General features: G+C 71.3%; 23 protein-coding genes and 2 pseudogenes. 17 read left to right on the top strand and 8 right to left on the bottom strand.

All coding sequences use genetic code 11. The features are described from left to right. The first annotated feature begins 10 nt into the window (after nt 1–10). The 6 genes and pseudogenes from ABZ801_RS27065 (at nt 11) to ABZ801_RS27040 (ending at nt 7,325) form a co-directional block, all read left to right on the top strand. Nucleotides 11–2,638, top strand: coding sequence for a sensor histidine kinase KdpD (locus ABZ801_RS27065; protein ID WP_360702768.1), 2,628 nt, complete (start codon nt 11–13; stop codon nt 2,636–2,638). Continuing rightward, the gene (locus ABZ801_RS27060) at nt 2,635–3,312 is read left to right on the top strand and encodes a response regulator (protein WP_360702765.1); all 678 of its coding nucleotides are present in this window, start codon (nt 2,635–2,637) and stop codon (nt 3,310–3,312) included. Before ABZ801_RS27065 ends, ABZ801_RS27060 begins: the two co-directional genes overlap by 4 nt. A 55-nt stretch (nt 3,313–3,367) precedes the next feature. Then, the gene (locus ABZ801_RS27055; protein WP_360702763.1) at nt 3,368–3,574 is read left to right on the top strand and encodes a hypothetical protein; all 207 of its coding nucleotides are present in this window, start codon (nt 3,368–3,370) and stop codon (nt 3,572–3,574) included. Then, nucleotides 3,571–4,239 (top strand): annotated as a pseudogene (locus ABZ801_RS27050) (response regulator); the annotation flags it as partial. The gene ABZ801_RS27055 and the pseudogene ABZ801_RS27050, both read left to right, overlap by 4 nt. Nucleotides 4,240–4,451: 212 nt before the next feature. Beyond that, on the top strand, nt 4,452–5,093 hold the full coding sequence (locus ABZ801_RS27045; protein ID WP_360702761.1) for a hypothetical protein: 642 nt from the start codon (nt 4,452–4,454) through the stop codon (nt 5,091–5,093). 333 nt (nt 5,094–5,426) lie between these two features. Then, nucleotides 5,427–7,325 (top strand): amino acid transporter, encoded by a 1,899-nt coding sequence (locus tag ABZ801_RS27040; RefSeq protein WP_360702759.1) that lies wholly within the window; start codon nt 5,427–5,429, stop codon nt 7,323–7,325. Nucleotides 7,326–7,600: 275 nt separating this feature from the next. On the opposite strand, the gene ligA is transcribed toward ABZ801_RS27040, so the two are convergent. Beyond that, nucleotides 7,601–9,592, bottom strand: a complete 1,992-nt coding sequence (gene ligA, locus ABZ801_RS27035) for an NAD-dependent DNA ligase LigA (RefSeq protein ID WP_360702756.1) — start codon at nt 9,590–9,592, stop codon at nt 7,601–7,603. 360 nt (nt 9,593–9,952) lie between these two features. Further along, nucleotides 9,953–10,942 carry a putative sulfate exporter family transporter gene (locus ABZ801_RS27030; RefSeq protein WP_360702753.1) on the bottom strand — a complete coding sequence of 330 codons (990 nt, stop codon included), beginning with the start codon at nt 10,940–10,942 and terminating at the stop codon, nt 9,953–9,955. A 71-nt stretch (nt 10,943–11,013) separates the two neighbouring features. On the opposite strand from ABZ801_RS27030, the gene ABZ801_RS27025 reads away from it, so the two are divergent. After that, the gene (locus tag ABZ801_RS27025) at nt 11,014–12,036 is read left to right on the top strand and encodes a LysR substrate-binding domain-containing protein (RefSeq protein ID WP_360702750.1); all 1,023 of its coding nucleotides are present in this window, start codon (nt 11,014–11,016) and stop codon (nt 12,034–12,036) included. A 57-nt stretch (nt 12,037–12,093) separates the two neighbouring features. After that, nucleotides 12,094–12,300, top strand: coding sequence for a hypothetical protein (locus tag ABZ801_RS27020; protein ID WP_360702748.1), 207 nt, complete (start codon nt 12,094–12,096; stop codon nt 12,298–12,300). A gap of 34 nt (nt 12,301–12,334) precedes the next feature. Here the strand turns inward: ABZ801_RS27020 and ABZ801_RS27015 are convergent, their stop codons facing one another. Then, the gene (locus ABZ801_RS27015) at nt 12,335–12,967 is read right to left on the bottom strand and encodes a TetR family transcriptional regulator (RefSeq protein ID WP_360702746.1); all 633 of its coding nucleotides are present in this window, start codon (nt 12,965–12,967) and stop codon (nt 12,335–12,337) included. A gap of 87 nt (nt 12,968–13,054) precedes the next feature. Here ABZ801_RS27015 and ABZ801_RS27010 point away from each other — a divergent pair, with 87 nt between their 5' ends. Further along, nucleotides 13,055–13,699, top strand: a complete 645-nt coding sequence (locus tag ABZ801_RS27010) for an isochorismatase family protein (RefSeq protein WP_360702743.1) — start codon at nt 13,055–13,057, stop codon at nt 13,697–13,699. A 186-nt stretch (nt 13,700–13,885) separates the two neighbouring features. Here the strand turns inward: ABZ801_RS27010 and ABZ801_RS27005 are convergent, their stop codons facing one another. After that, complete coding sequence (locus ABZ801_RS27005; protein ID WP_360702741.1) at nt 13,886–14,785, bottom strand: MBL fold metallo-hydrolase; 900 nt, start codon at nt 14,783–14,785, stop codon at nt 13,886–13,888. A 35-nt stretch (nt 14,786–14,820) separates the two neighbouring features. Next, nucleotides 14,821–16,032, bottom strand: a complete 1,212-nt coding sequence (locus tag ABZ801_RS27000) for an MFS transporter (protein WP_360702738.1) — start codon at nt 16,030–16,032, stop codon at nt 14,821–14,823. A gap of 135 nt (nt 16,033–16,167) precedes the next feature. Here ABZ801_RS27000 and ABZ801_RS26995 point away from each other — a divergent pair, with 135 nt between their 5' ends. The 4 genes and pseudogenes from ABZ801_RS26995 to ABZ801_RS26980 form a co-directional block, all read left to right on the top strand. Then, a complete protein-coding gene (locus tag ABZ801_RS26995; RefSeq protein ID WP_360702736.1) occupies nt 16,168–16,377 on the top strand; it encodes a hypothetical protein in 210 nt (69 codons plus the stop codon). Continuing rightward, a complete protein-coding gene (locus ABZ801_RS26990) occupies nt 16,364–17,752 on the top strand; it encodes an amidase (RefSeq protein WP_360702733.1) in 1,389 nt (462 codons plus the stop codon). Before ABZ801_RS26995 ends, ABZ801_RS26990 begins: the two co-directional genes overlap by 14 nt. A gap of 82 nt (nt 17,753–17,834) precedes the next feature. Beyond that, nucleotides 17,835–18,398: a TetR/AcrR family transcriptional regulator gene (locus ABZ801_RS26985; RefSeq protein ID WP_360702731.1), complete on the top strand. Its 564-nt coding sequence runs from the start codon at nt 17,835–17,837 to the stop codon at nt 18,396–18,398. A 620-nt stretch (nt 18,399–19,018) separates the two neighbouring features. Continuing rightward, nucleotides 19,019–19,247: pseudogene (locus ABZ801_RS26980) on the top strand (DUF2867 domain-containing protein); the annotation flags it as partial. On the opposite strand, the gene ABZ801_RS26975 reads toward ABZ801_RS26980, so the two are convergent. Next, nucleotides 19,200–19,340, bottom strand: a complete 141-nt coding sequence (locus ABZ801_RS26975) for a hypothetical protein (protein ID WP_360703128.1) — start codon at nt 19,338–19,340, stop codon at nt 19,200–19,202. The pseudogene ABZ801_RS26980 and the gene ABZ801_RS26975 sit on opposite strands and share 48 nt — an antisense overlap. A gap of 17 nt (nt 19,341–19,357) precedes the next feature. On the opposite strand from ABZ801_RS26975, the gene ABZ801_RS26970 reads away from it, so the two are divergent. Then, nucleotides 19,358–19,846, top strand: coding sequence for a hypothetical protein (locus ABZ801_RS26970; RefSeq protein ID WP_360702728.1), 489 nt, complete (start codon nt 19,358–19,360; stop codon nt 19,844–19,846). A 34-nt stretch (nt 19,847–19,880) separates the two neighbouring features. Here ABZ801_RS26970 and ABZ801_RS26965 read toward each other — a convergent pair whose 3' ends face one another. Further along, nucleotides 19,881–20,528 (bottom strand): transposase, encoded by a 648-nt coding sequence (locus tag ABZ801_RS26965; protein ID WP_360702726.1) that lies wholly within the window; start codon nt 20,526–20,528, stop codon nt 19,881–19,883. Nucleotides 20,529–20,897: 369 nt separating this feature from the next. On the opposite strand from ABZ801_RS26965, the gene ABZ801_RS26960 reads away from it, so the two are divergent. Next, entirely contained in the window at nt 20,898–22,448 is a 1,551-nt protein-coding gene (locus tag ABZ801_RS26960) for a protein kinase (protein WP_360702724.1), read from the top strand. 598 nt (nt 22,449–23,046) lie between these two features. Here ABZ801_RS26960 and ABZ801_RS26955 read toward each other — a convergent pair. Continuing rightward, nucleotides 23,047–24,264 carry a hypothetical protein gene (locus ABZ801_RS26955; RefSeq protein WP_360702722.1) on the bottom strand — a complete coding sequence of 406 codons (1,218 nt, stop codon included), beginning with the start codon at nt 24,262–24,264 and terminating at the stop codon, nt 23,047–23,049. Between the two features lie 670 nt (nt 24,265–24,934). Between ABZ801_RS26955 and ABZ801_RS26950 the strand changes: the two genes are divergently transcribed. Next, on the top strand, nt 24,935–25,333 hold the full coding sequence (locus tag ABZ801_RS26950) for an ester cyclase (RefSeq protein WP_360702719.1): 399 nt from the start codon (nt 24,935–24,937) through the stop codon (nt 25,331–25,333). Nucleotides 25,334–25,868: 535 nt separating this feature from the next. Further along, entirely contained in the window at nt 25,869–26,639 is a 771-nt protein-coding gene (locus ABZ801_RS26945) for an ABC transporter ATP-binding protein (RefSeq protein WP_344952535.1), read from the top strand. Nucleotide 26,640: the final 1 nt, after the last annotated feature.

Below are 26,640 nucleotides of genomic sequence, written 5' to 3'. Positions count from 1 at the left end.
AGGAAAGGTCATGGGGCGCGGGCGGCTCCGCATCTATCTGGGGGCTGCCCCGGGCGTCGGCAAGACCTACGCGATGCTCGCGGAGGGGCGCCGGCGCAAGGGGCGGGGCACCGACGTGGTGGTCGGTTTCGTCGAGACGCACGGCCGCCCTCGCACCGAAGAGCAGCTGGAGGGACTGGAGGTGGTGCCCCGCAAGGTCATGGAGTATCGGGACACCGCCTTCACCGAGCTGGACGTCGACGCGATGATCGCGCGGCACCCGCAGGTGGCGCTGGTCGACGAGCTGGCGCACACCAACGTGCCGGGCTCGCGCAACGCCAAGCGGTGGCAGGACATCGACGAGATCCTCGACGCGGGCATCGACGTGATCTCCACCGTCAACATCCAGCACCTGGACTCGGTGAACGACGTCGTGGAGGCCATCACCGGCGTGCCGCAGCGCGAGACCGTCCCCGACGAGGTGGTCCGCCGTGCCGACCAGGTCGAGCTGATCGACATGACGCCCGAGGCGCTGCGGCGCCGCATGGCGCACGGCAACGTCTACGCCCCGGAGAAGATCGACGCCGCCCTCGGCAACTACTTCCGCGTCGGCAACCTGACCGCGCTGCGCGAGCTGGCGCTGCTGTGGCTGGCCGACAAGGTCGACGACCAGCTCGACCGCTACCGCGCCGACCACGGCATCCGCGGCACCTGGGAGGCACGCGAACGCGTCGTGGTGGCGCTGACCGGCGGGCCCGAGGGCGACACGCTGATCCGCCGCGCCGCCCGCATCGCCGACCGCTCCAAGGGCGCCGACCTGCTGGCCGTGCACGTCGCCAACAGCGACGGGCTCACCGGCGCCGACCCCGCCAACCTGGTCCGGCAGCGCGCCCTGGTGGAGAGCCTGGGCGGCACGTACCACCAGGTGGTCGGCGACGACGTGCCGACCGCGCTGCTGGACTTCGCGCGCGGCGTCAACGCCACCCAGCTGGTGCTGGGCGCGTCCCGCCGGGGCCGCGTCGCGCAGATCTTCTCCCGCGGCGTCGGGGTCACCACCACCGCCCTGTCCGGGACGATCGACGTTCACCTGGTCACTCACGAGGAGGTCAGCAAGGGCAGGCGGGCGCGACCGCCGGGCGGCGGGCTGTCGCGGCGGCGGCGGGTGGCGGGCTTCGCGCTGGCCGCCATGGTGCTGCCTCTGCTCACACTGGTGCTCCGGGAGGCGCAGCCCGACCTTTCGCTGCCCAGCGACATCCTCCTGTTCCTGCTCGCGGTGATCGGCGTCGGGATGGTCGGCGGGCTGCGTCCCGCGCTGTTCGCCGCCGTGGCCGGATCGTTGCTGCTCAACTACTTCTTCACCCCGCCGATCCACGAGTTCACCATTGCGGAACGGGACAACCTGCTGGCGCTGGTGGTGTTCGTGGCGGTCGCCGTCGCGGTCAGCGCCGTGGTGGACGTCAATTACCGGCGCAGCCGCGAGGCGGCGCACGCCCGGACCGAAGCCGAGGTGCTGTCCACGCTGGCCGGGGGCGTGCTGCGCGGGCAGAGCGCCGTGCACGACATCCTCGATCGCCTCCGGGAGACCTTCGCGCTCACCGCCGTCACCCTGCTGGAACGCGAGCCGGGCACGGCCGAGACGCCGGGCCTGCTCAGCGACCCGGAGCGCTGGCGCATCGTGGCCACGGCGGGCGGCCCGCCGTGCGCGACCCCGCAGGCCGGCGAGACCGAGATCCCGATCTCCGAGGAACTGGTGCTGGTCATGCGGGGACGCACCCTGCGGGCCGAGGACCGGCGGGTGCTGGAGGCGTTCGCCGCGCACGCCGCCGTGGCGCTGCGGCAGCAGCGGCTGTCGGCGGAGGCCGAGCAGGTGCGGCCGCTGGCCGAGGCCGACCGGATGCGCACCGCCCTGCTCAACGCCGTCAGCCACGACCTGCGCACCCCCCTGGCCTCGGCCAAGGCCGCCGTCGACAGCCTGCGCAGCCCCGACGTCGACTGGAGCGAGGAGGACCGCGACGAGCTGCTCGACACCGCCGCCGAGTCGCTCGGCCGCCTGGACCGGCTGGTGGCCAACCTGCTGGACATGAGCCGCCTGCAGGCCGGGGTGCTCGGCGTCTCGTCCCAGCGGGTCGCCGTCGAGGACGTCGTTCCCCGTGCCCTCGGCGACGTGGGGAAGGCCGAGGCGCGCATCCAGATCCCCGAGCGGCTGCCCGAGGTGGTGGCCGACCCGGCGTTGCTGGAACGCGTGCTGGCCAACCTGGTCGGCAACGCCGTCCGGCACAACCCGCCGGACGGCGAGCCGGTCGCGGTGACCGCCAGCGCACATGCCGAGCACGTCGAGGTGCGGGTGATCGACCGCGGGCCCGGCATCCCGCCCGCCGACTGGGACCGGGTGTTCCTGCCGTTCCAGCGGCTCGGCGACCGGGACAACGGCAGCGGCGTCGGGCTCGGCCTGGCGCTGTCGCGCGGGCTGACCGAGGCGATGGGCGGCACCCTGACCCCCGAGGAGACCCCCGGCGGCGGCCTCACCATGATCGTCACGCTGCCCGCCGCCGGCACGACCACCGACGGCGAACCGCTCGCCGACCCGATGATCCTCGACCGGGTCGCGGCCTGGCGGGACGGCACCGATCCGGAACCGGGGCTGGAGGCACGTCCATGACTCGCGTCCTCGTCGTCGACGACTCCCCGCAGATCCTGGCGACGCTGCGGCTGAACCTGCGGGCCCGGCGCTACGAGGTGGCCGAGGCGCCCACCGGGGAGCAGGCGCTGCGCCGCGCCGCCGACTGGCACCCCGACCTGGTCATCCTCGACCTCGGCCTGCCCGACCTGGACGGAGTCGAGGTGATCCGCGGGCTGCGCGGCTGGAGCCAGGTGCCGATCATCGTGCTGTCCGGGCGGTCCGGCAGCGGCGACAAGGTGGACGCCCTGGACGCGGGCGCCGACGACTACGTCACCAAGCCGTTCGGCGTGGACGAACTGCTGGCCCGCATTCGGGCGATCACGCGGCGAGTGCCCTCCGACAGCGGCACGCCGCTCGTCCAGGTGGGCGAGTTCTCGGTCGACCTCAAGCGCAAGACCGTCTCCGCGCCTGAAGGGGCCCCGCTGCGCCTCACGCCCACCGAATGGGCGATCCTGGAGCCCCTGCTCCGCAATCCGGGCAGGCTCATCACCCAGCGACAGCTGCTCAATGACGTGTGGGGTCCGGCGCACGTCAAGGAGACCCACTACCTGCGTGTTTACATGGCCACCCTGCGGCGCAAGCTGGAGCGCGACCCGTCGCGCCCGCGCCACCTCATCACCGAACCCGGGATGGGCTACCGCTTCGACCCGTGAACGGCCCGCGCCATGCGGAGCCCGCCGCCCGCAGACGGCGTCGAGACACGTCGAAGTGAACCTCAACACCGTGTACCTCGACGGTTCTCCATCGGGTGCATCCAACACCCTTTGCTCGATTTCGCCGGTCCGCGGACGGGCATTGCTGTCCGGGGAGGTGACGACCGGCATGGGCACGCGCGATCGTCCCTCCCGCCGCGCGATCATCCACCAGGACCGGACGATGACCGGGATGAGGAAGGAAACAGAGGAGACGCGGTGACGCGGGTACTGATCGTCGAGGACGATCCGCAAATCGTCCGGGCGCTGCGGATCAACCTGCGGACCCGCGGCTACGAGGTGGACGCCGCGCCCGACGGCCGCACCGCCCTGGACCTGGCCGCGCGCCGCCACCCCGACGTGGTCGTGCTCGACCTGGGCCTGCCGGACATGGACGGCGTCGAGGTCATCCAGGGGCTGCGCGGCTGGCTGAACGTGCCGATCATCGTGCTGTCGGCGCGGCAGGCGTCCGCCGACAAGGTGGAGGCCCTGGACGTCGGCGCCGACGACTACGTCACCAAGCCGTTCGGCATGGACGAGCTGCTGGCCCGGCTGCGCGCCGCCGTCCGCCGCGCCGCTCCCGCCGGGGAGCACGCCGTGGTGGAGACCGCCGCGTTCACCGTCGACCTGGCCGCCCGGAAGGTCACCCGCGGCGGCGCCGGCGTGCGGCTGACGCCCACCGAGTGGCACGTGCTGGAGGTGCTGGTCCGCAACGCCGGGCGGCTGGTCGACCAGAAGCGGCTGCTGCGCGAGGTGTGGGGTCCGGCGTACGAGAAGGAGACCGGCTACCTGCGCGTCTACCTGGCCCAGCTGCGCCGCAAGCTGGAACCCGACCCGGCCCGTCCCCGGCACCTGATCACCGAGCCCGGCATGGGCTACCGCTTCGAACCCCGAGACCAGCTGCCGCAGCCCCGCCCACGCGGCCGCGAGAACGAGTGTGTTCCCACCTGGCCGGCGTTTTCAGCTGTCAGGGCGGCGTTAAGAATCACCCATTCGGCGTCTGGAATGCGCTAAAGGGATATGTCGGACGAGTCTGGCGGCGTGAACATGGCGGGTGAACCCGTCAGGAGGAAGCATGCCCCACGCCCGCCGTGACCAAGGTGAGAGCATCGTCGCCGCAGGTGCGGCTGGTGCCGGAGAGGAGCCTCCCGATAGGGAGGAACGGCATCGGCTTCCTGGCGCTCACTTCGGGACTGCTGCTGGTGGTCGCGGGCGGCGCCATGAACACCCTGGTCCCGCTGTTCGCGATCGGGGTGTTCGTCGGCTTCACCCTGTCGCAGGCGGGCATGGTGCGGCACTGGCTGGCCGCCCGTCCGGACGGCTGGCGGGGCAAGGTCGCGTTGAACGGCTTCGGCGCGCTGCTCACGGCGATCGCCGCGGTGGTCGTGACGATGTGCAAGTTCACCGAGGGCGGCTGGCTGATCCTCATCGCGCTCCCCGCCTTGGTGCTGGTCATGGAACGGGTCAACCGCGCCTATCGCCGGATCGGCGAGAAGCTGGAACTCGGCTGCGTTCCCGCGCCGCCGCGTCCGCACGGGTCGCTGGTCATCGTGCCCGTCGGCGGCGTCACCAGGCTCACGTGCCAGGCCCTCGCCGCGGCCCTGAGTCTCGGCGACCGCGTCGTGGCCGTGCGCGTCGTGCATCCGGACGAGCCCCGCGAACGGCGCGAGTTCCTGGCCGAGTGGGAGCGTTGGGACCCCGGGGTGGCGTTCGATGAAATGCGCCGCCGCCGCTCCTCCTGAAAATCGTTACGGAAACCGCGCCGCCGCGGGGACGGACCGCCGCGACGAATGCGGGACTACTCGCCAGTGGTCCCAGCCGTGGCGGACCTCCGCCGCCAGCGAGCTCGGACGATGTGCGGATCGAAGCCGACCGGCTGCGCCGGATCCAGGTGGGACTGCCAGAGGCGTCCGGCTGCGCGGCGGCCTCGGGCTCGGCCTCGGCGCGGGCCGCGGAGGGGCGTAGCGCCTGTATGCCGGCGGCTGCCAGTGGGTAACATGCCTGCTCGTTGATCGCTGACAAAGGCGCGGGTGAGCGTGGTGGACACGTCGACGGAGTCGTCCGGCGGATCGTCAATGCGTCGCTGGCTGCTACAGGGACTGCACCGGCCCGGCCGCAAGGCGGGCCCGCATCATCGCCGCACGCCCGAGCATGAGCAGGTCACGCACAAGCAGCATCGCTGGTGGCAGGTCATGTGCCTCACCGGCGTCGACTACTTCTCCACGCTGGGCTACCAGCCGGGGATCGCCGCTCTGGCCGCAGGCGCGCTGAGCCCGATCGCCACCGTGCTGCTGGTGGCCCTGACCCTGTTCGGCGCGTTGCCGGTCTACCGGTCGGTGGCCGGGCAGAGCCCGCATGGTCTGGGGTCGTTGTCGATGCTGGAGCGGCTGCTGCCCGGCTGGCGCGGCAAGCTGCTGGTGCTGTTCCTGCTCGGTTTCGTGGCCACCGCGTTCATTGTGACGATCACGCTGTCAGCAGCCGACGCCACCGCGCATGTGCTGCACAACCCGTTCGCCCCGGACTGGATGGCCGGATGGCAGGTGCCGGTCACGCTGGTGCTGATCGCGGCGCTCGGCGGGGTGTTCCTGGGCGGATTCAGCGAGGCGATCTCGATCGCGGTCGTGCTGGTGGCGGTCTACCTGTCGCTGAACGCGGTGGTGGTCGGGACGGCGGTCGCCGAGGTGATCAGCAGCCCGGAACTGGTGACCGACTGGCGGAACGTGCTCACCGCCGACTACTCCGGTCCGCTGGCGATGGTCGCGGTCTCGGTGTTCGTCATGCCCAAGCTCGCCCTCGGCCTGTCCGGCTTCGAGACCGGTGTGGCGGTGATGCCGCTGGTGAAGGGGGACCTCGACCGGCGGATCCGGGGCGCGCGAAAGCTGCTGACCACGGCGGCCGCCATCATGAGCGTTTTCCTGATCAGCTCAAGCCTCGCCACCACGGTGCTGATCCCGAAACGGGAATTCGAGGAGGGCGGCCAAGCCAACGGGCGCGCCCTGGCCTATCTGGCCCACAAGTACCTGGGCGACTGGTTCGGAACTCTTTACGACATCTCCACCATCGCGATCCTGTGGTTCGCGGGGGCCTCGGCGATGGCCGGGCTGATCAACATCGTGCCCCGGTACCTGCCCCGCTACGGCATGGCGCCGGACTGGACGCGCGCCACCCGGCCGATGGTGCTCATATTCACCGGTATCTCGTTCGCGATCACGGTGCTGTTCAACGCGGAGGTGGAGGCGCAGGGAGGCGCGTACGCCACCGGGGTGCTCGCGCTGATCCTCTCGGCCGCGGTGGCCGCGACGCTGGCGGCGTGGAAGCGACGGCACCGCCGGGCGGCCGTCGCGTTCGGCGTCATCGCGCTGATCCTGTCGTACGCGACGATCGCCAACATCATCGAACGGCCCGACGGCCTGGTGATCGCGATGCTGTTCTGTGTGGCGATCGTCGTCACCTCGCTGTTGTCCCGTGCCACCCGGTCGACCGAGCTGCGCGTCACCTCCGTCACCTTCTCCGATGAGGCCCGCCGCTATCTCGCCGAGGCGGGCGAACTGCGGTTCATCGCCAACGAGCCGGACGAACGCGACCACAAGGAGTACGTCGACAAGGCCCGGGAGGCGTGGGAACTGCATCGCCTGCGCAGCGACGAACGGCTGGCCTTCCTCGAGATCACCGTCACCGACGCTTCGGAGTTCGAGACCGAGCTGCAGGTGACCGCCGAGGAACGGCACGGGTACCGGATCCTGCGGGCCGAGAGCCCGAGCATCTCCAACGCGATCGCTGCGATCCTGCTGCATGTGCGCGACGAGACCGGCAGGCTTCCGCACGTCTACTTCCACTGGGCCGAAGGCAATCCGGTCGGGGCCCTGCTGCGCTATCTGGTCTTCGGCGGCGGTGACGTGCCTCCGCTCACCCGTGAGATCCTTCGCCAGGCCGAGCCCGACATCGAAAACCGCCCCCTGGTACACGTCGGCTGACGACGCCCGTCCAAACAGCGCGGACCGTCGGCACCGCCGCCGGGCCCGGGCCCAGGACCGCATCTGGTGCGCCAAGGACAGCGGATTGCGGAACCTGCCGCTGTACGGCTTCGCGGCGAACCAGATCTGGCTGGAGCGGGTCGCGCCGGCTTCGGGGATGACCGCCCCAGACTGCTCGCACTCGATGGCTCGGCCCCGCAGGCGGGATATCAGCGCGGCATCCCGATCCTGGCGGAGGCCGGACTCCGGCCGATCGGCTCCACGTGCCCGATGCGTTAGATGACGCCGGCTTCGGCCAGCCAGCGCCACAATTCGTCCTGGTTGACGACCGTGACCCCGAGCTTTTCGGCCTTGCCGATCTTCGCTGCTCCGACGTTGTCGCCGGCGAGCAGGTAGTGGGTGTTGGCCGAGACCGACGAGGCGGTCGTCGCCGCCGCCTGCTCGACCAGGCGCGTGACGTCCGGCCGGCTGATCTTCGCGCCCGAGCGTGGGTCGGCGAACGCGCCGGTGATCACGACCGACTTGCCCTTGAGCGGCGAGTCGCCTGCGGCCGCCGCGTCGACCGGCCGGTCCTCAGCCAGCACATCGAGGTTCACGCCGCGCTCACGTAGCGCCGCTATCTCCTCCTGCACCTCCGCGCGGGCGAAGAAGGCCACGATGCTCTCGGCGACCTTCGGGCCGATATCGCGGATCGCCACCAGGTCCTCGACCGTTGCCGCCGCGATGTCCTCGATGCGCTCGTAGCCGGCCAGGCACAGGCGCTTGGCCGTGCCCTCGGAGGCCATCGGGATCGCCAGTCCGATCAGTGCGCGCCGCAGCCCCATGTTCTTGGAGGACGCGATCGAGTCGATCATGTTCTTGGCGCTGACCTCGCCCATCCGTTCGTAGCCGAGCAGTTGCTCGGCGGTCAGGTCATAGAAGTCGCTGCGGCGTTTGAGCACGCCGTCCTCGGCGAGCTTCTCGATCCAGGTGTCGCCGACGCCTTCCATGTCGGCCGCCTGGCGCGAGGCCCAGTGCATCAGTCGCCGCGTCGCCTGCGCGGGGCACTGCAGGTTCACACACCAGCGCTCTTCGCCGGTGCCGCGAACCTCCAGTTCGGAGCCGCACGACGGGCAGTGCGTCGGCGGGACGATCTCGACCTCGCTCCCGTCGCGCCGCTCCGGCAGCGAGCGGCCCGCGAACGGGATCACATCGCCGCGCCGCACGACCGCCACCGTGTCACCGATCCGCAGGTCGCGCTCGCGGATCAGCCGCGGGTTGTGGAGGGTGATGTTCTCCACCGTCACGCCGCCGACGAACACCGGCGCGACCTTCGCGCGCGGTGGGACACGGCCGATCTTGCCGACCGGCCACTCGACCGACAGCAGCGTCGTCAGCTTCTCCTCCGGCGGGTACTTGAACGCGATCGCTCCGCGCGGCTCGGCGCTGTTGAAGCCCGCCGCGTCGAACGCCGCCGGCTCGTGCAGCCGCACGACCGCGCCGTCGATGTCATAGTCCAGCCCGTCGCGGCGCCCGCCGATCTCGTGGATCGCGTCCATCACCTCCTCGACACTCGCGCACACGTACTGGGCGACCGGCTCGAAACCCGCCGGGATCTCCACCGCGGCGCCGTGGCGATCAGCGCCGAACGCGAAGAACCTCAGCAGCCGCTTGGCCTTCGCAGCCGCTTCGGGGTCCTTGAGCACCAGCGTCCCGGCGGCGCCCGACCGCGGGTTGGTCAGCGTCCGGTCCGGGTGCGCCTCGTTGTAGGCGGCCCACACCGACCGCAGCATCACGGCCTCCCCACGGACCTCGACGCGCCCAGGCATCGCAATCTCGGTCGGTAGCCCCGGAATCACGTGGCGTACCTTCTCGGTCACCAGCTCGCCGACCGTGCCGGTGCCGCGCGTGGCAACGTAGTCGAGCTTTCCGTCGACGTAGACGACGCTGAGCGAAAGCCCGTCGAGCTTCTCCGACACGCGGAAGACCTGGCCTGCGAATCGTCCGCAGAACGTGCGGATCTGCTCCTCGCTCGTCGCCTTCGCCAGCGAGAGCATCGGGCGCGCGTGGCGAATGGTCGGGCCGGTCAGCTCCGCCGGCGCGTTGACCTTGCCGAGCGGGCTGTCGGCCGGCTCCAGTTCCGGGTGCTCGGCGACGAGCGCCGCCAGCTCGTCCTTCAGCGCGTCGTAGTCAGCGTCCGGCAGCGGGCTGTCGCCGGTGCCGTAGTACAGGTCGTTCAGCCGCTTGACCTCGGCCGTCAGCTCAGCGATGCGCTTCTCAACGTCCACCCCCACGATTAAACGCGATGGCTCCGACATTGTTCGCGCCCCTTGCCCTGGTGCCCGCGGCCTTGCCGGCGCCCGCCCGCATGCTCCTGGCGGCCTGGCTCGACGAACGCGGCCGTGCCACTATCACGAGCGCAGCCCCGAGGGCGTCCGCGAAGATCTTGTTTCGATCCTGACCGGCGTGCTGGTTGGTCAGCGCCATCCGCGTCAAGGGCGGCGGCGCTCGGGTCGCCGCCCTGGCCCCGCGCCCACGCAGCCCGGAGCGTGCGGGGTGGGCGGCGGCAATCTGGGGCGCTTCACCGTCCATTACACTGCCGCAGCGCGCCCGGCGCGGTGGTGACAGTGCGAGGTGAACTCGGCGCCTTACGGTCCGAAAAGCGTCAGCGTGGTGAGGGAGACCGCACCGACCAGCACCGTCGACAGGGCGCCGAGCAGGAGCCCCCGCCGCCCGGTCTTCACCAGAGCCCGGACGCGCACCGCCGACCCGAGCCCGAACATCGCGGCGGCCAGCAACACCGTCGAGGCTTCTTTCGCGACCGCCAAGGCCGAGCCCGGCACCGCGCCGGTGCTGCGCACCGCGAGCATGACCAGGAACCCGACGACGAACAGCGGCACGACCGGCGGCCGGCCCTCCGTGCCGCGCCGCTCGACCATCCCCATCCCGGCCACCATCGGCGCGAGCAGCACCACACGGGTCAGCTTCACGATCACGGCCGTCCCCACGGCGGCCGCGCCTGCCGGCGAGGCGGCCGCGACGACCTGCGCCACCTCGTGGACGCTCAGCCCCGCCCACATGCCGAGCGACTGATCATCCAGGCCGAGCACCCTGGTGCCGAGGAACGGCACGAGTGCGATGGCGGCGCTGCCGTAGATCGTCACCAACGTGACGGCGGTGGCGACGTCCTTCTTGTCACTGCGGGTCACGCCGTCCATCGCGACGATCGCCGAGGCGCCGCAGATCGAGAACCCGGTCGCCACCATCAGCGCCAGCCCGCGGGACACACCGACCAGCCGTCCGAGCGCGATCGTCCCGGCGAACCCGGTCCCGACGGTGATCACCACGACGGCCAGCATGCCGGGCCCGAGCCGCAGCACCTCGCTGACGCTCAACTGCAGGCCCAGCAGCACAACGCCGACCCGCAGGAACTTCCGGGTCGCCCACTGCAGGCCGTCCGACGTCGCCGTCGGCAGCACCCCGCCCAGCAGCACCCCGAGCAGCACCGCCACGGTCAGCGCGCTCAACGCCGGCACCGACCAGTTGACCACCATCGCCGCCGCCGCGCCCGCCACGGCCACCGCGACACCGGGCGCCGTTCGTCCCAGTGCCGGCCGCGCCATCTCCAACGTGTTCATGCACGCGAGCCTTCTTCGGCCCGGCCGCCGCCGGTACCGGGCGATTCGACCTCACGTCATAACCTGAGGGCATGTCTCATCCGGACGTGGAGTCGCTGCAGCTGCTCGTACACGTCGCCGACCAGGGCAGTCTCTCCGCCGCAGCGGCCGAGCTCGGGATCAGCCAGCCGGCGGCGAGCAAACGGATGTCCCGGCTGGAACGCCGCCTCGGCCTGCGCCTGCTCGACCGCACCCGCCGCGGCTCCGCCCTCACCCCGGACGGCGCGCTGGTCACCGCCTGGGCCCGCCGCGTTCTGGACGACCTCGCGGCCCTCACCGACGGTGCCGCCGCTCTCCGCCGCGCGCGCACCGCGCAACTCTCCGTCGCGGCCAGCCTCACCGTCGCCGAATACCTGCTACCCGCCTGGATCGGTGAACTGCGCCGCAGCCACCCGGAACTGCACGTCGGACTGCAAGTCACCAACTCCGCGCGGGTCTGCGAGCTGGCCCGGCACGGCGAGATCGACATCGGCTTCATCGAGTCGCCCGGCCGCCCGGCCGGGCTCCGTTCCCGTGCCGTCGCCGGAGACCGCCTCGTCCTGGTCGCGCCGCCCGGCCACCGCTGGACGCGCCGCCGCCGCCCCGTCGCCCCGGCCGAAGTCGCGGCCACCCCGCTGATCAGCCGCGAAGCCGGCTCCGGCACCCGCGAGGCCGCCGCTCAGGCGCTGGCCGCCCACGGCCTGCGTCCTGTCCCGCCCCTGCTGGAGCTGGGCTCGAGCACCGCCGTCCGCAACGCGGTCGTCGCCGGTGCCGGCCCGGCGTTGATCAGCGAACTCGTCGTGACCGCCGACCTCGCCGCCGGCACACTCGCGGAGATCCCCATCGCCGGCCTGACACTGGAACGTTCCCTCTGCGCCGTCTGGCGCACCGGCACAACCCTCACTGGCCCCGCCGCCGCCCTCCTGACCCAGGCCCGCCGCCGCCTCACCAACCCCCCGATCACCCTCGCCCGCCCACACCAGCCAGCCCGCCCCAACGCCTACGCGCGATGCGACAAGGGCGTAGGCATCCCGGTTGATCGCCGAGGTGCCGAGGCCGGACCGCAACGACGATGAATCACGATGAGCCGGGCGGCGATGTCGATTTGGTTGGTTCCTATGCGGTCGGCGAGCATGCCCGTCGAGAACGCGTTGGCCGCCATACTGCGCAAGCGTCCCGTGACCTGGGAGACCATCCTCACGCTCCGCGAAAACCACCAGATCGGCAACCTGGACATCGCGGCGCTGGTCCTCCGGCACGGATGGCACTGGCGCAAGCACAAGCCTTACCGGATCACGCTTCCGGACGGACGACCGGACGCCGCCCGTCGCCCTGATTGACCTCGGCGTCCACCATGTCGCCGCGGGCCCTCGCTCAGCCGGTGGCCGGGGGCCGGCCGGGGGTGCCTTGGAGGATTCCGGCCAGGGTCATGGTGAGGTAGCGGGTGAGTTCTTCGGGGGACATGGCGGCGAGGGGGCCGTCGGCCAGGACGTAGCGGCTGAACGTGACTCCGATGAGGTGGGCGCCCACCAGATCGACCCGCTGGGGGACGTCCGGCCGGTCGAGGACGGTGCCGTAGGCGTTGACGCTCTCCTCGCGCATGGCGCGCAGCAGCGCCTTGGCGGCGTCCTGGTCGGCGGCGGCGCTGCGGATGAGCGCGATGAAGGGGTCGGCGCCGTCCGCCGACTCCATGCGCGCGACGTAGGCGCGGGCCACGCGCTCGGCCAGCCCGGCGGCGTCGCCCTGAACGCTGTCGGCCAGGTCGCGGGGGCCGGGCACGGCGGCGAGGAAGAGCTGTTCCTTCGTCGAGAAGTGCAGCACCACCAGCCCGTGGGTCACCCCGGCGCGCTGCGCGATCTCCCGGATGGTGGCCTTGGCGTAGCCGCGCTCGGCGAAGACCGAGCGGGCCGCGGCCAGGATGGCGGCCCGGCGCGCCTCGGGATCGCGCACCCGCTTCTTCTTCGGCGCCGGATGCCGCGCGCTCTGCCGTGACGTGTCAGACACCATGCCCCTTACTGTACGCGTGGACATTAGTGGGGGGTGGAGGTACGTTACTAACCAATTGGTCATTAGTGCCGCCCTGAAGGGACGACCATGGACCTCGAACCGCTGTCCCCCGACAACGCCGCCGTCGTGCTGGTCGACTACGCCGTCGGGTTCGCCAACCTGCTGCGCTCGCACGACCTGCGCGAGCACATCGCCAACGCGGTGGGCCTCGCCAAGACCGCCAAGCTCTATGGCAGCGGCCTGGTGGTGACCAACGGCGAGGCGTCCAAGCCCTCCGGCCCGCTGTACCCGGAGCTGCTGGAGGCCATCGGCGACCACCCGGTCATCGAGCGCTCGACCGCGTTCAACTCGTTTCTCGACCCCGACTTCGCCGAGGCCGTCCGGGGCACCGGCCGGCGCAAGCTGATCATCGGCGGGATCGCCACCGACGGATGCGTCCTGCAGACCGTCCTGGGCGCGCTGCGCGAAGGCTACGAGCCGTACGTGGTCGTCGACGCCTCGGCCTCGCTCAGCAGGGAGGCCCACGACGCGGCGGTGCAGCGGATGGTGATGGCCGGTGTCGTCCCGGTCACCTGGTGGTCGGTGGCCGCCGAGTTCCAGCTCCAGCCGCGCTTCGCCGACGCGCCGTACCGGGCGCAGCTGATGGCCGAGTTCCAGCCGGCCATGACGATGGCGGGCCGCACGTTCTTCGCCGGAGCCGCCCACGGCCGCCCGGCCGCCGCCACCACCTGAAACCGCCTGGATCGATGCGCCCGGGCGGGCCGCCGCCCGGGTGCTTGGACATGCGAGCCCGACGCCGACGTGGCGAGGTCATGTGCCTTGACGCGGCCGTGCCCACCGAAACGGAAGCGTCGCCGCCGTGCTGCTACAGACGCCGTCACGAGTCGATGGCCGGGCGAGGCAGATGTGCACGGCGGGTCAGTGGTGGGTCGGAGGGACGGGGGTGAGGCGGTAGCCGGTGCCCCGGGTGGTGACTCGGCCGGCGGTGGGCGGGGGGAAGTGGGTGCCCAGCAGGAGGGTGTCGGTGTCGGCGAGCGAGTCGAGCAATGAGCGGCGCGTGGCCTCGGCTTGGGCGGGATCGATGTCGACGCAGCTGCCGATGGAAGGGTGGGCGAGCTGCACGGGGTGGTGCACGCAGTCGCCCGTGATCAGCGCGGTCTCGCCGTGACTGCTCACCTGCACGGCGACGTGGCCGGGAGTGTGGCCGGGGGTGGGCAGGAGACGCAGGCCGGGGGCGAGGTCGATGCCCTCGGCCGGAACGTCGATGAGGTCGAGCAGGCCCGCGTCCTCGATGGGATGCACCGAGTCGCGGAACATCTGCCGCCGCGGCTCGTCCATGCCGTATCCGGCCCAGAACTCCCGCTCGGCCCGGGAGGTGACGTAGCGGGCGTTGGGGAAGGTCGGTACCCATTCGCCGTGCGATTCCCGCGTGTTCCAGCCGACGTGGTCGGTGTGCAGGTGCGTGAGGATCACCAGGTCGACGAGTTCGGGGGAGAAGCCCGCGGCCGTGAGGCGGGCGAGGTACTCGGTTCGGAGGTCGTGCCAGGCGGGGTTGGCGCGCGTCTTGCCGTTGCCGATCCCGGTGTCGACGAGGACGCGCAGTCCGTCGACGGACAGGGCGAAGCTGTGGCTGTCGATGCGCAGGACGCCCTCGTGGTCGGCGAAGTCGGGACGGAGCCATTCCTGTTCCGCGACGACGCCGGCGGTGGCGGCGGGCAGCAGCCACGGTCCGGTCGCGGGCGGCAAAGGGATCTCGTCGATGCGGTGGACGGTGACATCGCCCACGGTCCAGGAGGGGACGAGGACGTCGGTGGTCATGTGCATGTTCGTTCGCGCCTTTCTTCGATCGTGTGTCAGGAGCACCGGCGTGCTGCGGTGAGTGCCGCGAGCGCCACCAGGGCGAGCAGGGCGGCGGTCGCGGCGTAGGCGTGCGACGTGAGGTCCAGGCCGTACCGCTCGGTGGCGGCGCCCGCGGCGATGGCGGGCAGGCTCATCGACAGGTAGCTGAGGACGTAGTAGGCGGCCAGGGTCGCGGCGCGGTCGTGTTCGGAGAGCGCGGCGAGCGTCATGCGCAGCGCGCCTTGTGACACGGCGCCGAAGGAGACGCCGGCCAGGGCCGCTCCGCCGAACAGGGCGGGCAGTCCCCCGCCGTGCAGGCCGCCCAGGGTCAGCGCCGCGGCCGGTACGACGGCGCAGCTTCCGGCCGTCGCGCCGGTGACCGCGGACGTCCGCCGGAGCGTCCACACGGTGAGCGCGGCGGCGGCGGTGACGGTGAAGAAGAGCATGCCGCCGGCTGCCTCGGAGGTGCGGGGCGCGACGAGGCGGACGAGGGCCGGCCCCAGGGAGGAGTAGAAACCGCCCAGGGCCCAGACGGCGACGACGCCCGTTCCCGCGAGCAGCAGGGCGTGGCGGGCCGGGACCGGGACGGCGAGGCGGGGACGCAGGGAGTGCCACGCCCCTGCACGTCTGCGGGCCGTCTCCGGGGTGAACGCGATCGCGATCGCCTGCGCGGTGAACAGCGTCGCCAGCAGCAGGTACACGGTGACCGTGGGCGCGGGCGCGTACCGGACGAGCAGCGTGGAGGCCAGCACGCCGGCGGCCATGCCGCCCACGGGGGCGATGCCGTTGATCAGGGCGGACCGGCCCGGGTGAGCCGGGCTCTCGAGGTCGAGGAGGGCGGCGCCCGCGGCGCTCGTGGCCGCACCGGTGGCGGCCCCCTGCAGGATCCGGGCGGCGATCAGTGCGCCGGAGCCGTCCGCCGCGGCGAGCAGCAGCATGGCGGCCGCCTCCAGTACGAGCGCGCCCGCGAGGACGGGGCGTCGCCCGAGGTGGTCGGAGAGCCCTCCGGTGGTGAGCAGGGACAGCAGGAGCGTCAGGGAGTAGGCGCTGAACACGAGCGTGACGGTCAGCGCCGACAGGTCCCATTGGTCCTGGTAGCGGGTGTAGAGCGGGGTGGGAGCGCTGGACGCCGCCAGGAGGGCGCCCAGGACCGAGGAGTGGAGGACGAAGGACCCGCGGGGCGTCGCACAGCGGCCCGCGAGTGCGCCCGGCGAGGCGCTGGACATGAAGACTCCTACCTAAAAGCAAATCGTTTGCTTTAAGTGCAGCCTAGGACCTATCGTGCACTAAAGCAAACTTTTAGCTTTTGCGTGCGGGGCGGTCGCGTCCCGCCGCTCCCGACCGATCAGGAGACACCACCCATGTCCGACGCCGGGCTCACACCCGCGGAGGCGGCCCGCTGGGCCGTCCTTGCCGGGATCCCGCTGGCCGCCGACCGTCGCACCGCGGTCGCCGCCACCGCCGACCACATCCGCTCCGTCGTCTCGGTCCTGCGGGAACTGGACTTCGGGGACACCCCGCCCGCCGCCGCGTACCGCGCGGGAGAGGAGGAGTGCGATGCGGCCGTATGAGCTGTCCCTGACCGCCGCCGCCGACGCGATACGGGCCCGGCGCCTGTCGCCCGTCGAACTGGTCGACTCGGTGCTCGACCGCATCGCGCAGGTGGACCCCGGCCTCGGGGCCTATGTCACCGTCACGGCGGAACGGGCACGTCAGGCGGCGCGCGAGGCCGAACGCGAGGCCGCGGCCGGCCGGTTCCGAGGCCCGCTGCACGGCATCCCCATGGGCCTGAAGGACCTGATCGACGTCGCCGGCGTGGCGACCACGGCGAGCTCCCGGGTCCGGGCCGATCACCGTGCGGACGCCGACAGCACGGTCGCCGCGCGGCTGGCGGCGGCGGGCGCGGTGCTGGTCGGCAAGACCCACACCCACGAGTTCGCCTACGGGCTGACGACCCCGCAGACGCACAACGCCTGGGACCGCGGCCGGGTCGCGGGCGGCTCCAGCGGCGGGTCGGCCGTCGCCGTGGCCGCGGGCGCCGCGACGTTCGCCCTGGGCACCGACACCGGCGGATCGATCCGGGTGCCCGCCGCGCTGAACGGAGTCGTCGGCCTGAAACCGACGTACGGCCTGGTCCCCCGGCACGGCGTCACGTCGCTGGCCTGGTCGCTGGACCACGTCGGCCCCGTCACCCGCACCGTCGAGGACGCGGCGCTCGTCCTGTCCGCCCTGGCGGGGCACGATCCCCGCGACCCGGCCTCCCTGTCCGTCCCGGCCGCCGACTACCGGCCGCACCCGGGCACGAGCCTGGCGGGCCTGCGCGTCGGGGTGCCGCGCAACCACTACTTCGACCGTGTCGACCCGCAGGTGGAGGCCGCGGTCCGGCGGGCCGTCGAGCGGCTGGAGTCCCTCGGCGCGCGGCTCGTCGAGGTCGAGATCCCGATGACGCGCTACATCCAGGCGACGCAGTGGGGCCTGATGGTCCCCGAGGCGACCGCGTACCACGAGAGGACGCTGCGGGCGGTGCCCGACCTGTACGCGGCGGACGTCCGCGTCCTGCTGGAGGCCGGTGCGCTGATGCCCGCCGCGGACTACCTGCGCGCGCAGCGATCCCGGACGCTGATGCGGCGGGCGTGGGCGCGCCTGCTGGACGAGGTCGACGCGATCGCCGCGCCGACGGTCCCGGTGGCCGCGGTGCCGTCCGGCCAGGAGTCGATCACCTGGCCGGACGGCACGGCCGAGAGCGTCTCCGACGCCTACGTGCGGCTGTCCGCCCCCGCCAACATCACAGGGATCCCGTCGCTGTCCGTCCCGGTCGGCCGGGACGCGGCGGGCATGCCGGTCGGCATGCAGCTGATCGGGCGGCCGCTCGGGGAGGCCGTGTTGCTGCGGATCGGACACGCCTACGAGCAGACCGAGCCGGCCCGCGAACTCGCCGCCGCGTAGGGGGCGGGCCGGTCCTGGACGTCCGGGCCGGCCCGCACCACCGCCGAGCCTTGACGCAACGGATTCGCTTTAAGCTGGTCGTATGAGCCGCAGGCCGATGGTGCGCCCGGGTGGGCGCAGTGCCAGAGTGCAGACGTCGGTGCACACCGCCGTCCGCGAGCTGGAGGCGGAGCTGGGACGTGACGCGCTGACGGTGCCGCTGGTGGCCGCTCGCGCGGGGGTCACCCCGTCCACGATCTACCGCCGCTGGGGCGACCTGCAAGAGTTGCTGTCGGACGTGGCGGTGGAGCGGCTGCGGCCCGAGACGCCACCGGAGGACCGGGGAGACCTGGCGTCCGATCTCGACGCCTGGGCCGAGCAGTTCCTGGAGGAGATGGCCTCTCCTCCCGGCCGCGCCTACATTCGCGACGCGCTGCTCGGCGACCCGGACGGCGACAACGCGGGCCAGTGCTCGGCCTACGCGGCCGAGCAGATCAAGGTCATCCTGGCTCGGGCGGCCGGACGCGGGGAGCCCACGCCCGACGTCGAGACGGTCATCGACCGTGTCGTCGCGCCGATCATGTACCGGATCCTCTTCCGCCCGGCGGGACTCGACGCCTCGTACGCGCGCCGCCTCGTCGCGGGGCTCCTCACCGCGACCAGCTGACCCGGTCCTCATGGGACCCGCGCTTGCCGGTGACCGCGGAGGCTAGGAACGGGGCGCCGCCCGGCCGGTGAGCGAGGACGGGGGAGCTGAGCTGGGCGACCGGTCGTGCCTGGCGACGGGGGCCAGTGGTTACATCGGGGGACGGCTGGTGCCTGAGCTGCCAGCGCGGCGCCCTCCGCCGGGCGCGCCCGAGACTGACGCGGGCGCGACTCCGGCGCCACCGGATGCGGTGCATTGCCCGTTCGGCGCGGCGGCTGCGCGACCATCCGTGGGCGGGACGCTCGTCTGACCGCAGATTTTTGATCGCAGATGGAGTGAGGCGGTCAGGTTGCGGCTGGCGGCCGCGTGGAGATCGCCGAGGCCGACGCGACGGACCCCGAGTCGACCGGGCGCGCCAAGGACGGCGTAGACGTCGCCCACTACCTGATCCACGCGATCGCCAGTGGGCACGGCTTGGCCGAGGCCGCCGACGGGCGGCCCGCGAGCGGGGCGTGGGACGGCTGGTCCACCAGGGCCGGCATGGCGCCTGCCGACCGGCTGGCGCCACACCCGGCGTCCCGGGCCGAGGTCGAGCATGGACGATCGGTCCTGTGCCACGGGCGCGTCGCCGAACGGCTGTGGGCATCGGCGGGGAGCACGGCTGGTGCTCCTTCCCGCTCGCCTGGTGGGGCCGGGGGGTCATCGACCGGCTGGTGGGGGGCGTGGGCCTGTGCCGGGGCCGCCGCGCCCCCCGGCGGCTGCGTCGGCGAGAGCGTCGACTTCTGGCGCGTCGAGGAGATCGAACCGGGACGACTGCTGCGGTTACGCGCGCAGATACGTCTGCCCGGCCTGGCGTGGCTGGAACTGGGCGTGCGCGAGCAGGGCGGCCGCGCCGTCCAACACCCAGCGGGCGCAGAACGCTCTAACCTTGACCGCGTTGTGGTTCGTTGTGGAACCGGTCATGACCGAGGGGACCCACCATGCTGGCGCTCGTCCTGCTGTTCGGTTTTCTGGCCGGAATGATCACCGCCTTGGTCGTGGTCGTCTGTGGCGTTGTGATGGCCGTCCGGCATTGGCGGCGCTCCTCGGCCAGGCGGCTGAGAGCGGCCGCGTTCCTTGCTGTCGGAGTGGCCATCGGCGTGTACGCCTGGGGGATGGCGTACACGGGAATGGCGGTGCTGGAGGCAGAGGACGGCGGTACGGACTCCTCCCCGCTCAGGCCATGCCGAGGGGAGGCCGACCCCGCGACGGTGGCACGGGTCATCGACTACCGGGTCGGTTTGGTACCGCTCCGCTTCGAATGCCACCTGACCGGCGGCGGAAGCTACACCACCTCGTCGGTGCCCGGATACGTCAACCCTGTCGCATGGATGCTGGGAGCGGCGGGGCTCATCGGTTTCATGGTTTCAGCGGCGTCCTCGAAGCGGCCGTCCCGCACGTCGAACGACGAGGCCGGCGCGGTGCTGTGACCGCTCCGGGAGTCGAAGAACGTCGGAACGAAGGTCACGCTGAGCAACCCCGGGCCCTCGTCTTGCCGAAAAGCACCGCCAACAGCGGAGAACTCGAAAGCGGCCCAGCCTGGTGGAGGACTGAATGCCGCGGCGGGCGATGCACGGGATGATGCCTTGCGCAGCCAGGCGTGGTCATATTCCTTGTCGGCGTGGAGCGTGCCCGGTCGCGGGCGGCGCGGGCCACGGCGCGAGCGGATCGGCGGGAGGCCCTCGGCCAGCGGCCGCGACGCCGACTTGCCGTGGGTGTTGGCGGCCAAGAACCCGACACACAGCGGCACTCCGGCACGATCGACCAGCAGATGGATCTTCGCCCCAGGTTTGCCGGGGGCGACAGGACTGGGGCCTGCCAGCTCCCCTGACCGCGCGGACGCTGGCCGAGTCGTATCGCGCACCGCGACCAGTTCAGCTCACCGGCCGCGCCGAGTCGCCCAGCATGATCCGGTGCAGCTTGGCCCACACTCGGGCCTGGGTCCACGTGTGCGAAGCGGCGATACACCGTCTGCCAGGACGCGCCGAACACCCTCGGCAACTGCCGCCACGTGCAGCCCGTGGTGGCCACGAACACGATCGCCGCCGGCACCCTTCCGATCGCCGTACCGGCACCGCCCGCCACTTGCGGCCACGTCGGCGACGGTGGCACGACCCGCTTGAATTAGCCCCCAACTCCTCCCGCGGAGGTCTGGGCTCGCGGGTGCGCGTAGCCGGCCAGGGCCGCCGTTACAGCCCGGTGCACCAGCCGGGGTTTCGGCGCCCAGCGGCACCTGCCCGGCGGTGCCGTTCGGTGACCAGTCCCAGGAGCCGGTGCTCACAGCCGACGTAGTTGTGTCCCAACGCGCCGGTGTCCTTGGCCGTCTCCGAAAGGTCGACGGGTAGGCAGCTGTGCCGCCATCTTCCGCCTGTTCAGGACACGGACGGCCGGATTTGAGATGATCTCGACGGGTTGATCAGACATGGATGTTCCTATGAGATAAGTGCACTGGAGCCGCTGAGACAGGGAGGGGTTCGCCAGGTGGCCGATGCGGACGGGCAGGTGCTAGCGGGCCGATACCGGCTGGTTCACCGGCTGGGGGCGGGCGGCTTCGGCGAGGTCTGGCGCGGGGTGGACGAGCGCCTTGAGCGCGAAGTGGCGGTGAAGGTCCTGCTGGGCGGCGCGGACCCGCAGGCCGCCCGACTCTTCGAACGCGAGGCCAAGCTCGGCGCGAAGCTGGCGCATCCCGGGATCACCGTGGTGCACGACGTCGGGGTCGACTCCGCCCGTTGGTTCGTGGTGATGGAACTGCTCGGCGGCCGCGACCTGGCCGCGGTGCTGGCGACCAGCCCGCAGGGCCTGGAGATCACCGAGGTCGCCGAGTGGGGCGCGCAGGTCGCGGAGGCGCTGGCGGTGGCGCACGCCGCGGGCATCGTGCACCGCGACATCAAGCCCGCCAACCTGATGTTGCTGGACGGCGGACGCATCAAGGTCTGCGACTTCGGCATCGCGCGAGCCGCCGGGGCCACCGCCAGCGTGACCGCTCAGGGGTACGCCTCCCTGGCGTACGCGGCTCCCGAGCAGCTTTCGAACGAGACGGTCGACGCGCGTGCCGACCTGTATTCGCTGGGCTGCACCCTGTACCACCTGATGACCGGGCGCCCGCCGTTCTACGGAGACACTCCGATGGCGATTCTGGCGGGGCACCTGTCCAGGACGCCCGACCTGCCGAGTTCACTGCGCGCCGAAATCCCCTCCGCCCTCGACGAGATCCTCTTGGAACTTCTGGCCAAGAGTCCCGCCCAGCGTCCGGACGACGCCACCGTGCTCGCCGCCCGGCTGCGCGCCGCCGCCGCGGGGCAGCAACCTCCTGGTGCGCGGACCCGGCGCGTGGGGTCGGCGAACACGCCGGATCCCCAGGTGGAGGGAGCGGTTTTCCTCGGCACCATGGACTGGAACGCCACAGCGCAGGAATTCCGCGGCCGCGACTACCAGACCTTCACCGCCGTGTTCCTGCCCGGAAAAGACGCGCGCGGCGCCTCCGTATGGGGTGACGGTATCTACACCGATGATTCTTCGATCGGTTTGGCGGCGGTTCATGCCGGCATCATCTCCTTGAGGCAGGGGGGAACGGTCACGTTCCAGATCCGTCCTGGCCGGGAGTCGTATGCCGGAGCGAAACGCAATGGTGTCAGGACCTCCGCCTGGGGCTCCTGGTCGAGCAGCTTCGTCTTTCCCCTGCCGCAGCCGGCAGCGCACGCGAGCCGGCCGGTCACGGAACCGGTCTTCCTCGGTGTCATGGATTGGGGTGCCACGGCGGCGAGCTTCCGCGGCCGTAATGACGAGATATTCACCGTCATTCTCCCGCCCGGAGGAAACGTGCGCGACGGCAATGTGTGGGGTGACGGTATCTACACTGATGATTCTTCGATCGGTTTGGCGGCGGTTCATGCCGGCATCATTTCCCTGAGGCAGGGGGGAACGGTCACGTTCCAGATCCGTCCTGGCCGGGAGTCGTATGCCGGAGCGAAACGCAATGGGGTCAAGACCTCCACCTGGGGCTCTTGGTCGGGCAGCTTCGCGTTTCACTGACCTCCGCCGTCAGCGACCGGCGCACCCGCGCGCTGACCTGGGCAGTGCGGCGATCTCCGCCGGCAGATCGATACACGGTGAGGCGGGACCCGCCCGATCAAGACCTGGCGGGTCCCGCCCGGATCACCGGTCGTCGGCGCCGGCGCTCGCCAGGACGGGGCTGTTGACGTGATTGTTGGGGGATGGGCCTCGGAATCACCTCGGAGGAGGGGACGCAGGCGATGACGCCGCGGATCGGTTCCCGGTAGTACTGGCCCATCAGGAGGGGGGCTTCGCTTCATGAAATGGCCGCGCATGACCAGGCGTGCGGGGTCGGCGCCCAGGCTGGGCGGCCAGGAAGCGGGCCGCGCGCGAAGTACTCCACCGGGATGTCCTGCGAGGCCGCCGACAGGCCCGGCGCCAGGGCCAACGCCTCAATCGGGCGGTTGAGCAGCGGGCTCTGTGAGGGGGCGTCCCGCCCTCTCCGTCGGCTCGGGTTCGCGTCAGCGATTTCGGTCCGCACCACCTCCCAAGGCACCCAGAAGACGGTTCTGAAAACTGGGCCGACCGCCCCAGCCGACAAGGCCGGGCCGGGGCGGTCGGCCGAGAGGTCAGAGGGTCAGGGCGTCAGCGTGACCCTGGCGGACTGGAATTCGGTGCGGCCCAAGAATGCGGTGACGAAGACGTCCGAGGGCTCGTCGACATGGACGGACGTCGCCTTGAAGGTGGCGGATGTGGAACCCGCGGGGATGGTCACCGGGGTCTGGACGTCCAGAATTCCCCAGCTCGGCTGCAGGAAGACCTCGGTGTCGATATCGGAGGGGCCTGCGAGGGTGATGGTCCCTTCGAAGGACGTGCCGCTCTTGGCCGATTCGGGCAGGGTGACCGCCGTGATCCGGGGATGGATCGTGATCTCGAGGAAGGCGGTGGCCTGGAAAGCGGTCGCCTTGAGCAGCACGCGGGTCGTCTTGGTGACATCGGTGGTGCTGAGGGAGAAGCCCCCGCTGGTGCTGCCCTCGCCGATGTAGACGGAGCTTGTCTCCAGCCGCACGGCGGGGTTGTCGTCGACGACGCTCACCTGCACCGGCACGCCGCTCTCCGGGGCCGGGTTGGCGAGCTCGACGTGGAACTGTTCCCAGTGCTGCAGTCCGTAGAGATCACCCGTGTATCCGGGGCGGATGCTCACTTTCTGGCTGCCGTCGAACGGGGGAACGAGGACCTTCGACGCGGTGAGAGTGCGGGTCCCCAGCGTGAATGAGATGGTGACCTTGGTGTCCTGGGTGACCGGGCGCACCTGGATTCCCGACTCCGTGATCACGCCGTAGCCCCCCGCGCTGATGAGGACCGTTTCGGGCACCGTCACCGCGGGATTGTCGGAGGCCAGCCGCACGATCGTCCCACCGGCGGGGGCGGGACCGGTGAGGCCTATGTTCACGCTCACGGAGTTGGGTGCCGACGACGGCGGAATCTCCACCATCTTCAGCCCCGGGTAGACGTTGAGGTCATGGTTGAGGGACTGGCCTTTGTAGCCGGCGGTGACATGCGCGACGTACTGGGGGCCCTCGACCAGCTCGGCGGTCATGGGAACGGCGGCGCTTGTCTGCCCAGGCCGCACCGTGATGCTGGCCGGGACGGTGAGCGACGACCGGTCCGAGCGCAGCGAGATCTTCACGGGGGAGCGGGGCGCGCAGCTCAGGCTGACCGCGCCGGATACCTTGTCACCCGCATAGGCCACCGCGGGCGCGGTGAACCCGGTCAGCGTCGGACTGCACGCGGCGGCCGATGCCTGCTGGCCGGGCACCGCCATCAGGGCCGCCGGCAGCAGCGCAGCGACCACTAGGCTTTTTCTCATCAATCCCCCATCTGATCTGATCGACGGATCGAGACCGTGCCGGGGGGACGGGGCCCGCGTCCCACGAAGCAGGTCATCGACAGTGAGGACGCCTAAGATCGTCTAAAGCCTGACGCTGTGGCCACAAGCGGACTAAAACGCTCAAGACTGGCAAAAACACCTACCTCGCCGCAGGCCACCGTCCCCATCCCGATGTCGCCCCCGCTGGCCGGACTTCTCCGGCGTCTTGGCCTGCGAGATTGTCGTCAAAAGAGCGTCGGCGCCTCCGGGCCGGGGCTGTCTCCAGCCGATACGCCCGCCACTCGCGGGTCCAGCCACCGTCCGGCCACACGCGGACGCCGCCCCGGCGACGAGCGTTTCCAGCCAGCGGCGTGTCCAGCCACAAAGGGTCCGCATGCGGCAGCGAGACGCCTGCCGAGAATTCGACTGAAATGCCCTGCGTCTCCGATGCCGCCGCCGATGTTGCGGGCAACGTGACGGGGCCGGCTCGCCGAACTCGTCCGTCCGAGGCGTACGAGTGGTGCGGGAAACGGATGCGTCTTGCGCAGCCACCGGAAGTGGCTTGCGGGGTAAGGGGGATGACACCCGCAGGGGAGTCGGAGAGGGGCGGTCTGAGGCGACGGTACGGGTGAGGATGCCGAACGAGGGGGTCTGCATGATCGCGACGTTGTACGAGCGGTGGCTGCTGGAGATGTGGGCCGGGGACTTCGGGCTCGCCCACGAATTGGTCACGCCCGGCTTTGTCGGGCACTGGCCGGAACGGGAGGTGCGGGGGCCCGAGCAGTTGATCGAGGCGCTGGCCCAGGCGCACGCCCCGTTCGACGACGTCACGGTGACGCTGGATGTGGGGCCGATCGTCGACGGTGAGCGGGTCGCCGCGCGGTGGACGTTCGGCGGGCGTTACAAGGGCGGCATCCCCGGCGCGACCGCACCCCCGGGCACGGCTGTCTCGTTGAGCGGCCACGACATCCTGAGGGTCGAGGGCGGCCGGTTCGCGGAGTACTGGGTGATCTCCGACGTCCAGACCTTCTCCCGGCAACTCGGCATGAGCTGAGAACCGGACGCTTCGTCGAGGGAGGTGGACGTACAGGCCGATCTTGGTGACGAAACCGCTGATCAGGGGGTGGGTACTGCATGCGTTCGAGACGGGGGTTGATCAGGTCGGCAGCCTGATCGGGGGTACGGCGGCCGGCCGCGCACTCCTGCTCATCAGCTCAGTGGTCCAGTCGATGTCCAACCCTGGTCACCAGCCCAGGTGTGCACGGCCGCACCCGACGTGCTGGCCCGGTGGGGCGACCTGGCACGGTGCGGCGGCGCGCCGTACCTGTACACCCTGCCCTTGCCGAGCTCAGGAGCTTCGGCCGTCACCGCTCGCGGTCCGGCGGATGCAGAAGCCTCACCGGTCCTCTTCGGCGGGCGCGTCGGCACCCGAATGTGTAGCTGTGCGTAATGGTGATCACGACCGGTGCGGGATGGAGCGCTCGGTAGTGCCTGCACTACTTCGCATGGGCAACTGGCTGCATTGATGGGGCGGCACGCGCTTTCTAGCGTCGAAAGCCGTCGATTCAGGCTCCTGGAAGGTACCCGCCATGTCAGTGCCCCTGCCCGCCGACGTCGTCCGCCTCGAACGCGTCAGCAAGACGTACGGAGGTGATCAACCCGTCACGGCGCTGGCCGAGGTCGACGTCCGGTTCGCCCGTGGAACGATGACGGCGGTGATGGGGCCGTCCGGCTCCGGTAAGAGCACCCTGCTGCACTGCGCGGCCGGACTGGACCGGCCCACCTCCGGTCGCGTCATGATCGGCTCAACCGATCTTTCGTCGATGTCCGAGAAGCGGCTGACCGAGCTGCGCCGCGACCGGATCGGTTTCATCTTTCAGGCGTTCAACCTTGTGGGCGCCCTGACCGTGGAGCAGAACATCCTGCTGCCGGCACGGCTGTCCGGCAGGCGTCCGGACCCGGCGTGGGTCGCCGAGGTGATCGAACGGGTCGGGTTGGGCCCCCGCCTCGGGCACCGGCCGACGCAGCTGTCCGGCGGGCAGCAGCAGCGTGTGGCGATCGCCCGGGCGCTGGTCACCCGGCCTGAGGTGATCTTCTGCGACGAGCCCACCGGCGCGCTCGACACCCAGACCGCGGCCGAGGTGCTGGGCCTGCTGCGGTCGGTGGTCGACCAGGCCGGGCAGACGGTGATCATGGTGACCCATGACCCGGTCGCCGCGTCGTACGCCAACCGCGTCATGGTGCTGGCCGACGGCCGGATCGTGCGGGACATGCCCCAGCCCGGCGTCCAGCGGATCGCCGAACAGCTGGCGATGCTCGACCGCCGGCAGCGGCAGCCCATCACGAGCAGGGAGGGCTGAG

Origin of the sequence: Actinomadura sp. NPDC047616, from assembly GCF_040642915.1 — a bacterium.
GTDB classification, from domain to species: Bacteria; Actinomycetota; Actinomycetes; order Streptosporangiales; family Streptosporangiaceae; genus Spirillospora; species Spirillospora miaoliensis.
This window is presented reverse-complemented; position numbering and strand designations above follow the sequence as displayed.